Origin of the sequence: Bradyrhizobium sp. NBAIM18 (genome assembly GCF_020193825.1) — a bacterium.
GTDB classification, from domain to species: domain Bacteria; phylum Pseudomonadota; class Alphaproteobacteria; order Rhizobiales; family Xanthobacteraceae; genus Bradyrhizobium; species Bradyrhizobium yuanmingense.
Genome location: NZ_JADYVO010000001.1, coordinates 282,968 through 295,780 on the forward strand (window position 1 = coordinate 282,968; position 12,813 = coordinate 295,780).

The window sequence follows — 12,813 nt, forward strand, 5'->3', positions numbered from 1 at the left end:
CCCAGCGAGAAGTGCACACCCATGCCGCAACAATTCGACCGGTCCGCAGAAGATCTCGGCAACGCAATCCATTTCGAGCACGTCAACATCCAGGTCCCGGACCAGCGCCTCGCCACGCTGTTCTACGTCGCCGGGCTCGGGCTCACCCGCGATCCCTATCTGATGGTGTCCGACACCAACATGTGGATCAACGCCGGGCGGAGCCAGTTTCATCTGCCGAGCGGCCGGCCGCAGGTGCTGCGCGGACACATTGGCCTGGTCATCGAAGGCCGCGAGGCGCTGCTGGCGCGGCTCGGGGCGGTCGCAAAGAAGCTCGAGGGCACGGCGTTCGCGTTCAGGGAGCACAACGACCATGTCGAGGCGGTTTGCCCCTGGGGCAACCGCGTGCGCTGCTACGAGCCCGACGCCGCGCGGTTCGGCCGGATCGCGCTCGGCATTCCCTATGTCGAGTTCGACGTGCCCATGGGATCGGCGGCCGGCATCTGCGCCTTCTACCCTGAAGTCATGGGCATGCCCGCGAGCTTGCGGAACGGCGATGGCACTGTGGCCGCCGTGAAGACGGGCCGCAAACAGCATCTGCTGTTTCGCGAGACCGACCGGCCGCAAGCCGATTATGACGGCCACCATGTGCAGATGTACATCACCGACTTCTCCGGCCCCTACCGCAAGCTGCTTGCGCGCAAGCTGATCTCGCGCGAGGACAATCAATACCAGTACCGGTTTTGCGACATCGTCGACCTCGATAGCGGAAAGCCGCTGTTCACGGTCGAGCACGAGGTGCGCTCAGTGACCCATCCGATGTTCATGCGTCCGATGGTCAATCGCAATCCGGCGCTCAACAACCGCAATTACGCCTTCGGCCACGACGAGTCGTCCTGGGCGATGGGGCCGGATCAGTACGAGGGATAATTCTACGGCAGATTATCCCGCAAAAAGATGTCGATGCGGATGCGCTCCTGGTCGGGGCTGATCGGCTCGCCCGAACAATGGGCGAGCAGCACTCGCGCCGCAGACCGCGCCTCATGGCCGGCATCCTGGTTGATGACGGCGTCGAGCGTGCCGCGCACCAGGAACCGCCTGGTGTGCTCGGTCAGCTCATGGGTGATCCAGACCACCTCGCGCGCGCGGCCCGAGGCCTCGAGCGCATCGGCGATGCCGCGGTTTCCGGCGCCGCAACAATAGATGCCGCGGAGGTCGGCATGGCGGGCGAGCAGCGCGGCCGTGAGGTCCCGGGTGCGGTCGCTGTCATCGCGCCCCTCGATGACGGGCAGTGCGGACAGGCTCGCATACTCGCTCGACAGGATCTGGTGGAAGCCGAACTGCCGTTCGGTGTGGTCGCGCAGCGACAACGATCCCGCAATCACGGCGACGGTGCCCTCGCGCCCGGCAAGGAAGCGTCCCATCAACGTGGCGGCGGTGCGGCCCGCGGCCGGATTGTCGATCCCGACATAATGTACCCGGGACGAGCTCGGCGCGTCTGACACCAGGGTGACCACGGCAACCCCGCGCGCGACGAGCTCGTCGATCGCAGCGCGCACCCGGGGATGATCGAGCGCGATGACGGCGACGCCCTGATAGGCCGGCGAGAGGTTCTCCAGCGCTCGGGCAAGGACATCGGGGTCGAACACGTCGACATGGTGGATGTCGATGAAGCCGCGATGGCCGGCGAGCCAGTCCGCGGTGCGCGCGACCTGCTCGCTGAGGTTGGTCATGAAGCTGTTGCTGCCGGTCGGCAGCACGAAAGCGAAGCGGAAGGTCTGCCCGCGGGCGAGCCGCGCCGCGGCAAGATCGGCGCGATAGCCGAGCTTTGCCACCGCGGCCTCGACGCGCGCGACGGTCTTGGCGCGGACACCCTCGCGCCGGTTGACGACGCGATCGACGGTGGCGAGCGAAACGCCCGCCGCGCGCGCGACGTCCTCGAGCGTGGCCCGAATCACCGGCTGGGTCGCGCCTTCAGTCATTCGCGCGCGGCCCACAGCATGCCGCGGGTCATCAACGTCCGGATCTCCGGCACGTCGAGCTCGTAGGCGCGGTGGCCCAGCGAGGAATAGAATACCCTCCCCGCGCCATAGCGCTTCTTCCACACCACCGGCATCACCACGCCCTCGATCCAGGGCGCGTGCTCACCGGTGAAGGTCGTCGTTGCCAGGACCTCGATGGCGGGATCGACATGCATGTAATATTGCTCGGACCGATGCTCGAAGCTCTTCAGACCCGTCATGATCGGATCATCCGGCTTCGTCAAGTCGACCTTGTAGTCGATGATGTTGCCGGGATGGGCGACCCATTGCCCGCCGCACAGGAACTGGTAATCGACCGATTCGCGGAAGGCATCGCACATGCCGCCATGATGGCCGGCAAGCCCGACGCCGCTGCGCACCGCATCGCAGAGGTTGAGCGCTTCCGCCTTCTCGATCTTCGACATCGTGTAGATAGGTATGATCAGCGACAGATCGTGGATCGCGGGATCGGCGAAGGCTGCCGTCGTGGTTTCGATCCGCACCTCGAAGCCTTCGGCCTTCAGCCAGCCGCGGATCATCGACGCGCAGAGATCGGGATCGTGTCCCGGCCAGCCACCCCATACAATCATTGCCTTGCGCATGGTCATACCCTCAGTCGATCTGTCCGGTTTCACGTCCCGCCGGCAGCATCGCCGGCCGCTCGACGCGGCTCTCGATGTCGACGCGGCGGCCCTCGTCGGCGGAGGTCTGGAACGCCTCCATCACCTCCAGCACGTGGAGGGCGAGCGCGCCGCTGGCGCGATGCGGTCGGTCGTTCAGGATCGCGGACGCCATGTCGGCGACGCCGATCGAGCGGAACTCGCCCTCGACGTGGCCGTGCGTCAGCGGCATCGCCTCCCATTCGCCGCCGGTCCTCGCCACCTGAACCTCGCCGCCGAAGCGATTTGGATCCGGCACCAGCATGCTGCCCTTGTCGCCGTAGATCTCGATCGGCGCATGCCGATGTTTCGGCACGTCGAAGCTCATCGTGATCGACACGACGGCGCCGCTCTCGAACTCCAGCGTCCCCGCGACATGGGTCGCGACCTCGACCGGAATCAGCGCGCCGTTCATCGGCTGGCTGGTGACGAGGCGCTCGGTTTTGGGGCGCGCGGTCGAGCCCATCACGCTGGCGACCGGACCAAGCAATTGCACGAGGTCGGTGATGTAATACGGCCCCATGTCGAGCATCGGCCCGCCGCCGCGCAGGTAATAGAAGCCGGGCGCCGGGTGCCAGCGCTCGTGGCCGGGGCAGCCGAAGAAAACGCTGCCCGCGACGGGCGTGCCGATCGCGCCGTCGTCGATCAGCTTGCGCGCGGTCTGATGGCCGCCGCCAAGAAACGTGTCGGGCGCGCAGCCGACGCGCAGGTTCTTCTGCGCGGCAAGCTCCATGACCTTGCGCGCTTCAGCGACATTGATGCCGAGCGGCTTCTCCGAGTGAACGTGCTTGCCGGCGTTCAGCACCGCCAGGCTGACATCGGTGTGGGCGAGCGGCACCGTGAGATTGACGATGATTTCGACATCGTCTCGCTTCAACAATTGGTCGACCCGCATTCCCGGCAAGCCGAAGGCCGCGCCCTGGCGCTCCGCAATCTCGCTGCGCATGTCGGCGAGCGCCCTGACCTCCATGAACGGAAAGCGCTGGGCCGCCTTGAGGTAGGCGGTGCTGATCACCCCGCAGCCGATGATTCCGATGCCGACTTTTCTCATGTTATCTCCTCAGAATACGGCTCATCCCTTGACCGCGCCCGCGGTGAGGCCGGCCACGATGTGCTTCTGCGCCAGCAGGAACAGAATGATCGTGGGCAGGATGGTGAGTGTGATGAAGGCCAGGATCAGGTGCCATTCGGACGAGTATTCGCCCTGGTAGACCATGATGCCGAGCGGCCAGGGATACAGCGCGTCGGTGTTCAGCATCACCAGTGGCAGCAGGTAGGCGTTCCAGCTGTTGACGAAGGTGATGGTGCCGACCGTCGCCAGGATCGGACGCGACAAGGGCAGCGTCACATAGCGGAAGAACTTGATGTAGCTGCAGCCGTCGACCAGCGCGGCCTCGAGCAGCTCATAGGGAATGTCCTTGAAGAAGCGGCGTAGCAGCAGCACGCTCATGGCGAGGCTGAACGCCACCTGCGGCAGCGCGACGCCGAAATAGGTATCGAGCAGGCCGAGATCCCGCACCTTGATGAACAGAGGCAGCACGGCGGTCGCGGCGGGAAACAGCAGGCCCAGCGTCAGATAGCTGAGCAGCATCGATGAGCCGAAGAACCTGACATGGGCGAAGGTGAACGCGGCCATCGAAGCCGTGATCAGGGTCAGCGCCACCGCCAGCGTCGAGATGACAAGCGAATTGCGCAGGAGCTGCCAGTAGCGCGCCGAGAACAGGATGTCGGCGTAGTTCTGCCATTCCCATTGTGCGGGCAGGCCGAACGGATTGACACGGAGCTCGCCAAGCGACTTGAAGCCGCCGAGCAGGGTCGCGAGCAACGGCACCAGGACGAAGATCGCGACCAGGCCGAGGAACAGCGCCTTGAACAGCGCTGCGGGATCGAATGCGCGTCTAGCCCCGACACTATTCATCGCGCATGAACCATCGCTTGTAGGTGAAGGCAAAGGTCACGCAGATCGCGAACAGGATGACGCCGATGGCGCTGCCATAGCCGACGCGCATGCGCGAGATGCCATTGTTGTAGAGAAAGCTCACCAACGTGTTGGAGGAATCGGCCGGTCCGCCGCGCGTCAGCGGCATGACGAGATCGAACAGCTGCAGCGATCCGATGATGGCGAAGAACACCGACAGGCGGATCGTCGGATAGAGCAAGGGGATCACGACGTGGCGCAGCGTCTGCGTCCGCGTCGCGCCGTCGATACGGGCGGCCTCGACCAGGTTTTTGTCGAGGCTCTGGAGCGCGGCGATGAACAGCATCATGTGGAAGCCGAAATATTTCCAGACCACCACGATCAGCACCGCCAGCATCGCCGTGTCGGTCGAGGCCAACAGATGCGGAGGCTCGGCGCCGAACGTGCGCCAGATCGAAGCGACGAGGCCGTAATCGCCGTCATAGACGAAGCTGAAGATCAGCCCGGTCGCGATCTCGGCCAGGATATAGGGCATGAAGAACAGCATGCGTAGCGCCACGGCGCCACGAAACTTTTCGGCCAGCATTAAGGCCAGGGTCAGCGCGAGCGGGAGCTGAATCGCGAGCGAGACGGCGATGATCAGCCCGTTGTTGCGCAGCGCGAGCCAGAAGGCCCGCGTCTCCAGCACGAAGCGGTAATTGTCGAGGCCGATCCAGTTGGTCGGCCTGCCGAACCCATTCCAGTTGAAGCCCGAGTACCAGGCGGCCTCGCCGATCGGCAGCACCACGAACAGCGTGAACAGCAGCAGCGCGGGCGGCAGGAACAAGATCAGGACGGTGAAGCGGCCATCCCCGCCTGGGCCACGAACCGAGCCACGAATCCCGACCTGGGGGGCCGCCTCACCGGCAACGCCGATCGGCGAGGTGATCGCGATCCGTCGCGCCACAATCAGTTACCCTGCTTGTACGCCGCTTCGATGGCTTTCGCTGCGTTCTGCGGGCTCATGCTGCCACCGGCGATCTCAGCCGTGACGTCGTTGACGACGCGGCCGACCGACGGACCGAGGCTCTGGTCATAGAAGTTCTGGTGATAGTTGGACTTCGCCAGATTGGCCGCGATCTGCTTCATGAAGGCGCTGTTGAGGCCGGCCTCACCGCCCTTGACGACGGGAACGATGAAGTTGCCGGCGGCAAGCCGGGCCTGCACGTCCTTGGAGATGAAAAATTTCAGGAAGTCGGTGGCTTCCTTGGGCGCGCCCTTGGTGATCAACCAACCGGTGATGCCGCCGAGCGTGTCTGACGGCTCACCCTTGCCGCCGGGTACCACCGGAAAATCGAACCAGCCGAGCTTGTCGTCGCTGAGACCGACCTTGTCGGCGGCGAGTGCGCGCTGAGTGTGATAGAAGGACGAGATGGCCAGGATCATCGCGGCCTTGCCGTCACCGAAATAGCCGACGGCCTGCGGATTCTTGAAGCCGAGGAAGCCGTTCTGGAAGGGCTGGAGATCGACCAGCTGCTTGAACAGCTCGCCGGATTTCTGGAAGGTCTCGCCGGCGAAGCCGCCATTCTCACCCTTCAGCGCTGCATCGAAGGCCGGCTTGCCACCGATGCGCACTGCGAGATGCGTCCAGTAGAAATGCAGCGGCCATTTGTCGGCACCGCCAACCACGATCGGCGTCACGCCCGCGGCCCTCAGCGTTTTCACCGCGCCGAGCAGATCGTCCCATGTCTTGATCTTGCTCGCATCGACATTGCCCTTGGCCATCAAGTCCTTGTTGTAGAGGAAGCCGACCTGCGACAGCGCGGTCGGCAGGCCATAGACCTTGCCATTGCTGGTGAAAGCGGCGAGCGCTGCCGGTGCGATCGTGTCGCTGTAGCCGCCGCTCTTCACGGAAGCGGTGATGTCTTCCAGCACGCCGGCCTCGATCTGGGTCTTCAGCACTCCGCCGGCCCAGCTATAGATGATGTGCGGCCGGTCCTTCGATTGCAGGATGGTCGGCAGCTTGGCCTTGTAGGCCTCGTTCTCGAGGAACTGCATCTCGACCTTCACACCGGGGTGCGACGCCTCATAGCTGCGTGCGACCTCCTCCCAGATCTTCACCTGGGCCGGGTTGACCTCGATGTGCAGCCATTTGACCGTGGTGTCGGCTGACGCGGAACTGGCCCAAAGCAGGCATGCGGCAGCGGCGAGTCCCAGTTTCCCGAGCAATCTCATCACATCCTCCCGACGACTTTTATTCTTTGAACGCAATCCTGCCCTCAATTTTTGAGGTACGCAACACAAATTCTGATCTATGCACCTCATCAACGGAATGGCTAAGGTTCGGAAAAGAGTCGGCTGCGGCGCGCCGCGCCGGCCGTAACAAACCGAGGTGCCCAATGGCTGCCATCTATTCCGACCTCGCCGGCAAGGTCGTGCTCGTCACCGGCGGCGCAGCCGGCATCGGCGCTGCGATCGTGCGGCGCTTCGCGGAGCAGAAATCCAAGGTCGTGTTCTTCGACATCAAGATCGACGAGGGACAGCGTTTGGCACGGGAACTGTCCGAGCAGGGACTGGCTGCGCATTTCCAACACGTCGATCTCACCGACATCCCCGCGCTGCGTGCCGGCGTCGTCGCGGCACGCAAAGCACATGGTCCGATCAACATCCTGATCAACAACGCCGCGCATGACGAGCGGCACAACACCGAGGAGATGACGCCGGACTACTGGGACGACCGCATCGCGGTGAATCTGAAGCACCAGTTCTTCGCATCGCAAGCCGTGTTGCCGGACATGAAGGCGGCCAATGCCGGCGCCATCATCAATTTCGGCTCGGTGTCGTGGATTGCAGGACAAGGCGGCATGGCCGCCTACACCGCGAGCAAGTCAGGCGTGATCGGGCTGACGCGCTCGCTGGCGCGCGACTACGGCCCCTACAACATCCGAGTCAATGCGATCGCGCCAGGCTGGATCATGACCGAGCGGCAGCTCGAGAAATGGATGACGCCGGCCGGCGAGATCGAGCTGCAGCAGCGACAATGCCTGAAGCGCCGGCTCATGCCGGACGAGGTTGCAAAGTTCACCGTCTTCCTCGCCTCCGACGAGGCGTCCGCCTGCACCGCCCAGCACTATATCGTCGATGGTGGCTGGGTCTGAGATGCCTTGAGGATCCAGTCGGAAAATCTGATCCGGGCGCGGCAGCGCGAAACTCACGAAGTCAAGGACGCGATGGCTCAGGCTGGTTGTGACCGGCTGGCGCCGTGGTCGCGCGTGGCCGACCGATGCCCTCGCTCAAGGTCTTGCCGCTGGCGACATTGACGAAGTGCAGCGAGGCGCAAGCGGGACACCGGACGGGGACGTGCGTGTCCGCGGCGTCGGAGGCTGTGCCGGGAAGCCAGTGCTGCACGTTCATTCCCGTGCGGGGGCATTTGAAGATGACGTTGCGCTCCATGCTGGAGATATGCGCCCGGCGCGGCGACCTGGAAATTGCGGGCCAATACTTACGCAGATGTCCTGAACGGATTGACGCGAGCAGCGGTGAAGACATCGCGCAGCGCTTGTAAGCAGGTTGCCGATCGAGAAGCGTTCGGTCGAATACCGCCGCCTCCTTTGAGCTGGATCAAGACATGTTTGCGACGCCGACGATAGTCTTGTGTTGGCATCGGGAACGCTTTTTCGAGGTCCCCTTTGCCGGAGCGAGCGACGTTTGGATTTCGAGGCCTTCCCGGCGCCGCTTTCACGGAGAGTGCAGAAGACCGCGAACATGGAGTCGGCCGGAGAGCGGCTCCGCCGGAGAGTTCGATGGAACGAAGATCGGCAGCGCGGGTTTGCTGGACGAGTTCAGACCCTGGATGGAAGAGCCACGCGAACAATCGGCCTCGGCGCTCCCATCGAGCCCGAGGCCGATTTTCGTCGAAGCCAATGCATGGTCTGGACAAGGGAGGATGCCGATCAGGAGAACCGACATGCTTGCCGACATTGACACCGACGATCTCACCGAGGTCGTGCGCTACGCCCTGGAGACGACCCGCGCGACGACGGCCTGCCCGTTCCATCGGGACGTGATCGTCCGCATCGGCGATGACGCCGCCGAGAGTCACGCCTTCGAGCGCGCCAAGCGAATCGTCAGATGCGACGGCGCCGAATGGGACAAGGAGGCTCTCAGGGCCGAGCTCGGCCGTCAGCTCGGCGCAGCCGCCGACGGCCGCTGCCCGAAGTGCGATCCGACCGCCTCGTGCACCTAGCGCGCGGCGAAGCCGATGCAGACGACCCGCTCCGGCGACTTAACTTGTGTGAAGGCGGCAGATGGAACTGGCACCTAGCCTGAACGACACGCGTCGTGCATCAGAGGTCAGAGGTCCCGTGAAAGTGACAAAGCCGATCGCCTCGATCCTGCGCGGGAGATCCAAGACGGATCCTCCGTCGCCGGACGGGGACGACGAATGTCAGCTGCCGCCATCGGCCGAGAGGCGTCAGGTCGTCGATGAGTACGCCGAAAACTTGCGGAAGATCATCCGAAGACTGCTTGGAAGGCTGAACTGATCGCGCTTGGCGGATCCTTGAGCGCCTTGCGGCAAGGGAGCAATTTGTCCGGCCCTTTGGCGTGCGATCGTGCTGCCGGTTCGCTTTTCCGGGCGAGCGCTACGGCCAAACCCGGTCGCCGGAAGGGACAAGGGTGATACGAGCTTGCCCATTGTCTCAATGACAGGGACGCCGCATTCCTCAGTGCACCCCAACGCCGAGCAGGCGCTCGACCATCTTGGGGGCGTCGCGCAAGTGCGCGCATTCCCCACTCCAGACCGCTTTGCCGCGTTCAACCACCATGACATGATCGGCAAAGCGCAGCGCTCGTTCGATCTGCTGCTCGACCAAAACGATGGTCATCTCACCAGAACTCGCCAGCGCGGTGATGATTTCCATGATCTGATCGCAGATCACCGGCGCGAGCCCCTCGAGCGGCTCATCCAAGAGGAGAACTGAAGGCCTTCCCAGCAGCGTCCTGGCGAGCGAGAGCATCTGCTGCTCGCCGCCCGATAGTTGCGTCCCGAAATGGCGTCGACGTTCAGCCAACCTCGGAAACATCACGTAGACCTCTTCAAGTGCCTCTCGACCTCGACCCTTGAGACCCGCGACCAGGTTTTCTTCCACCGTCAGCGACCGAAATATGTCGCGTGTCTGCGGTACGTAACCGAGACCTCGTTGAGCGCGTGTCGATGCCTTGGTATCCGTGAGATCAGCCTCGCCCAGGAATACTTTTCCCCCATGATGGGTCGTCAGACCCATCAGCGATGCGAGCAAGGTCGTCTTGCCGACTCCGTTTCGACCAAGGACGCTGAGACGACCTCCGGGCAAGACCTCGAACGACATGTGATCGATGATACGGGTGGGGCCATACCCGGCACTGAGACCTTTGACTTCAAGACGCGTGGCGGGCATCTGCGTAGCTACCTAGATAAGCTCGACGGACTTCCTGATGGTGCGTGACTTCTGCCGGATCGCCCTGGAAGATCAGCTTTCCGTTGGCGAGAACGAGCACACGGCGGGCAAATTTGAACACCAGGTCCATGTCATGCTCGATCATCAAGACCGCGATATCAGATGGCAATCTGTCGATCGCCTCGATGATCTTGGAGGACTCCTCCGACGGAACCCCTGCCGCGGGCTCGTCCAGGAGCAGGACCTTCGGCTCGAGAGCAAGCCCGATTGCCAAGTCAAGAAGGCGCTGCTGACCGTACGCCAGTTGCGAGACCTGCCTGTCGGCCAGATGGGCGATACCGAGCGTTCCAAGGGCCCGCTCCCACTCCCGACGAACGTCCGGCCGATCCATCGGGGAGGAAAACATGCTTCTCGTGAGCCCCTTTCGTTGCATCACGGCGAGCGCGACGTTTTGTGCGACCGTCAGGCTCTTGAAGAGCCTCGTAATCTGAAATGTCCGGATCAAGCCGGCGTCGACGCGATCGGAAATCGGTAGCGCGGTCACATCAACCCCGGCGAGGTGGACGGCGCCCTGTGAAGGGGTCAAGTCGCCGGAGATGACGTTGACGAGCGTGGTTTTGCCGGCGCCGTTCGGGCCAATCAACGCGACCCTTTCTCCCTTCCCGATACTGAAGGAAATATCATCGTTGACCCGCATCCCGCCGAAGGACATCGAAACGTTTCGCAGTTCGAGCAGCGGCCGGCTCACGGGCGCCTCCTCATCACCGAGGCGGTGCGACCAGCAAGCAAGCCTCCCAGGGACACCAGGCCTTTCGGGGCGAACAAAACGACCGCGATCAGCAGCGCACCGACCATGGTCATCCAATGGAATGGATTCGCAGCCGAGACGTAGTGCTCGAACACTTGGAAGACGATGGATCCGATCAGCGCGCCCCAGAGACTGCCTGCGCCACCCAGGACCAGCATGACGAGAGCTTCAGCCGACCGCTCAAATCCGATGCTATCCAGTCCCACGACGCCCGTATTGATGGCATTGAGAGCACCACCAATTCCGCCAACAACCCCCGACACGCCATACATCAGCACGAGCCGGGGATACACGCGGGCACCGATCATCCGAGCTCGCAGGCTGTCATCCTTGATTGCCTGACAAAGCAGGCCGAACGGAGAGTGCACGATTCGAAGCAGCACCACGAACACGACCATGAGCACCGCAACGGAGAACACGTAGCCGGTGCGACCATACATGTCGAACGCATAGACCCCGAAGACTCGTCCAGGCGAAATGCCGGACAATCCGTCGCTTCCGCCCGTCAGGCTGGACAGTTTGTTGGCTAGCGCCGCGACGAGCTGTCCGACGGCAATGGATAGCACGAGCTGGGGAAGACCCTTGAACCTCGTGACAAGGACGCCTGAGACCAGCCCCATCACGGCACCGGCCACCGCCCCCACGAGCAACAACAGCAGGGGGTCGGAATGTCCGGCAAGGCAGGCGTTACCCACGACGTAGGCGCTCACACCGTAGATCGCAGCATGTCCAAGGGTGGCGACACCGCAATACCCCGTGACCAGATCGAGCGACAGCACCAGAAGCGTGATGCTGATCAGTCGCGTCAGAAACGCGAGGTCATCCGGAAAAAGCGTGTAACCGAGCACTCCGAGCGCCAGCGTGATTGCGACAGCGCGCAGCTCAAGCGGCACGGAAAAGCGCGGCGGGCTCACGCCATCGACCATGGCTCGATCGGTCACGTCAGTGCCTCCTGCCCAAAAGGCCGTTCGGGAACAGAAACACGACCAGGATGACCGCAAGATAGAAGAAGAACTCACCATATTCGGGTGCAAGGTACTTGCCGGTCGTGTCCGCGAGGCCAAGCAATATCGATGCCGCCACGGCGCCTGGGATCGATCCTGCCCCGCCGACCGAGACGACGACAAGGAACGTCACCATATATCTGAGCGCGTAAAAAGGTTCGACGGGCAGCAGTTCGGCGCCCACCACGCCCCCGAACGCCGCCAGGCCGACCGCAAGCGCAAAGGTCGCGGAAAAAAGGATCTGCGTTTTGATTCCGAGCGACTCGGCCATGTCACCGTTGTCGACCGCGGCACGCAGCCGGATCCCAAACTCGGTGCGGTCGATCAGTAGCCAGAGCAAGCCCGCGGTGCACACTCCGCAAATCGTCACGAAAATCCGATGAGCCGGGATCATTCGGAAGCCGAGATCGACGGGACCGCTCAGCAGCGGAGGCAGCGGAATGGATTTGGTTGTCGGGCCAAGAATGTAGTTGGCAACGCCAATGATGACGAACGCGATGCCGATCGTGAGCAATATCTGGGTCAGCTCATCGGACTTGCGATAAATCCGGCGGTAGAGAAGAAACTCGAGCGGAAAGGCGATCGCGATCGTGCCGAGGACCGCCAGGACAATCGCGAGTGGATATCCAACTCCCGCGTTCTTGAGCGCAAAAGACGCGAGATATCCCCCGATCATCGCAAATGCGCCATGAGCGAGGTTCACTACCCTCATCAGGCCCATCATGATGGACAGGCCGATGGAGATGATGAAAAGCACCATGCCGTACGAGAGGGCATCTAGCCCGATGCTGAGACCCGTCCACGCCATTAGTTGAATGCTTCCGCGGCTTTTCGGATCTGGAGCCGCTCGGCAGCCAGCCCGAACAGGTGGATGTGCGCGTCCGTCAAGCCGGGTATCATCCGGTCGCTGGCATCGCGATAGATGCGACCGTTGACGAAGCGAATAGACTGCGACCGACCACTCATTCCGGGCCCTTATCCAACACGATGAAGAGATTGCTCGCGAG

General features: G+C 63.0%; 14 protein-coding genes. 3 read left to right on the forward strand and 11 right to left on the reverse strand.

The genetic code is table 11. The annotated features are described in order from the left end of the window. Positions 1 to 21 precede the first annotated feature (21 nt). On the forward strand, positions 22 to 909 hold the full coding sequence (locus tag I6F17_RS01305; protein WP_225123760.1) for a hypothetical protein: 888 nt from the start codon (positions 22 to 24) through the stop codon (positions 907 to 909). Between the two features lie 2 nt (positions 910 to 911). Here the strand turns inward: I6F17_RS01305 and I6F17_RS01310 are convergent, their stop codons facing one another. From I6F17_RS01310 to I6F17_RS01335, 6 genes are read right to left on the reverse strand one after another with little or no spacing between them, the layout of a single operon-like run. Continuing rightward, positions 912 to 1,961 (reverse strand): LacI family DNA-binding transcriptional regulator, encoded by a 1,050-nt coding sequence (locus I6F17_RS01310; RefSeq protein WP_225123761.1) that lies wholly within the window; start codon positions 1,959 to 1,961, stop codon positions 912 to 914. Then, on the reverse strand, positions 1,958 to 2,602 hold the full coding sequence (locus tag I6F17_RS01315) for a ThuA domain-containing protein (protein ID WP_036004213.1): 645 nt from the start codon (positions 2,600 to 2,602) through the stop codon (positions 1,958 to 1,960). Before I6F17_RS01315 ends, I6F17_RS01310 begins: the two co-directional genes overlap by 4 nt. Before the next feature lie 10 nt (positions 2,603 to 2,612). Continuing rightward, complete coding sequence (locus tag I6F17_RS01320; protein WP_225123762.1) at positions 2,613 to 3,710, reverse strand: Gfo/Idh/MocA family oxidoreductase; 1,098 nt, start codon at positions 3,708 to 3,710, stop codon at positions 2,613 to 2,615. 21 nt (positions 3,711 to 3,731) lie between these two features. Next, positions 3,732 to 4,577: a carbohydrate ABC transporter permease gene (locus I6F17_RS01325; protein WP_128263611.1), complete on the reverse strand. Its 846-nt coding sequence runs from the start codon at positions 4,575 to 4,577 to the stop codon at positions 3,732 to 3,734. Continuing rightward, positions 4,570 to 5,523, reverse strand: a complete 954-nt coding sequence (locus I6F17_RS01330) for a sugar ABC transporter permease (protein ID WP_225123763.1) — start codon at positions 5,521 to 5,523, stop codon at positions 4,570 to 4,572. The genes I6F17_RS01325 and I6F17_RS01330 overlap by 8 nt, the downstream gene beginning before the upstream one ends. Positions 5,524 to 5,525: 2 nt before the next feature. Further along, on the reverse strand, positions 5,526 to 6,791 hold the full coding sequence (locus I6F17_RS01335; protein ID WP_225123764.1) for an extracellular solute-binding protein: 1,266 nt from the start codon (positions 6,789 to 6,791) through the stop codon (positions 5,526 to 5,528). 164 nt (positions 6,792 to 6,955) lie between these two features. Here I6F17_RS01335 and I6F17_RS01340 point away from each other — a divergent pair, with 164 nt between their 5' ends. Next, on the forward strand, positions 6,956 to 7,714 hold the full coding sequence (locus I6F17_RS01340; protein WP_225123765.1) for an SDR family NAD(P)-dependent oxidoreductase: 759 nt from the start codon (positions 6,956 to 6,958) through the stop codon (positions 7,712 to 7,714). A gap of 809 nt (positions 7,715 to 8,523) precedes the next feature. After that, positions 8,524 to 8,802 carry a hypothetical protein gene (locus I6F17_RS01345; RefSeq protein ID WP_036038021.1) on the forward strand — a complete coding sequence of 93 codons (279 nt, stop codon included), beginning with the start codon at positions 8,524 to 8,526 and terminating at the stop codon, positions 8,800 to 8,802. 478 nt (positions 8,803 to 9,280) lie between these two features. Here the strand turns inward: I6F17_RS01345 and I6F17_RS01350 are convergent, their stop codons facing one another. From I6F17_RS01350 to I6F17_RS01370, 5 genes are read right to left on the reverse strand one after another with little or no spacing between them, the layout of a single operon-like run. Beyond that, the gene (locus I6F17_RS01350; protein WP_036037979.1) at positions 9,281 to 9,994 is read right to left on the reverse strand and encodes an ABC transporter ATP-binding protein; all 714 of its coding nucleotides are present in this window, start codon (positions 9,992 to 9,994) and stop codon (positions 9,281 to 9,283) included. Then, entirely contained in the window at positions 9,975 to 10,706 is a 732-nt protein-coding gene (locus tag I6F17_RS01355) for an ABC transporter ATP-binding protein (RefSeq protein WP_225112739.1), read from the reverse strand. The genes I6F17_RS01350 and I6F17_RS01355 overlap by 20 nt, the downstream gene beginning before the upstream one ends. Positions 10,707 to 10,738: 32 nt before the next feature. Then, on the reverse strand, positions 10,739 to 11,728 hold the full coding sequence (locus I6F17_RS01360; RefSeq protein ID WP_036026083.1) for a branched-chain amino acid ABC transporter permease: 990 nt from the start codon (positions 11,726 to 11,728) through the stop codon (positions 10,739 to 10,741). Positions 11,729 to 11,744: 16 nt separating this feature from the next. Continuing rightward, complete coding sequence (locus I6F17_RS01365; protein ID WP_036004151.1) at positions 11,745 to 12,614, reverse strand: branched-chain amino acid ABC transporter permease; 870 nt, start codon at positions 12,612 to 12,614, stop codon at positions 11,745 to 11,747. Continuing rightward, positions 12,614 to 12,772, reverse strand: coding sequence for a hypothetical protein (locus tag I6F17_RS01370; protein WP_157783994.1), 159 nt, complete (start codon positions 12,770 to 12,772; stop codon positions 12,614 to 12,616). The genes I6F17_RS01365 and I6F17_RS01370 overlap by 1 nt, the downstream gene beginning before the upstream one ends. Between the last annotated feature and the right edge of the window lie 41 nt (positions 12,773 to 12,813).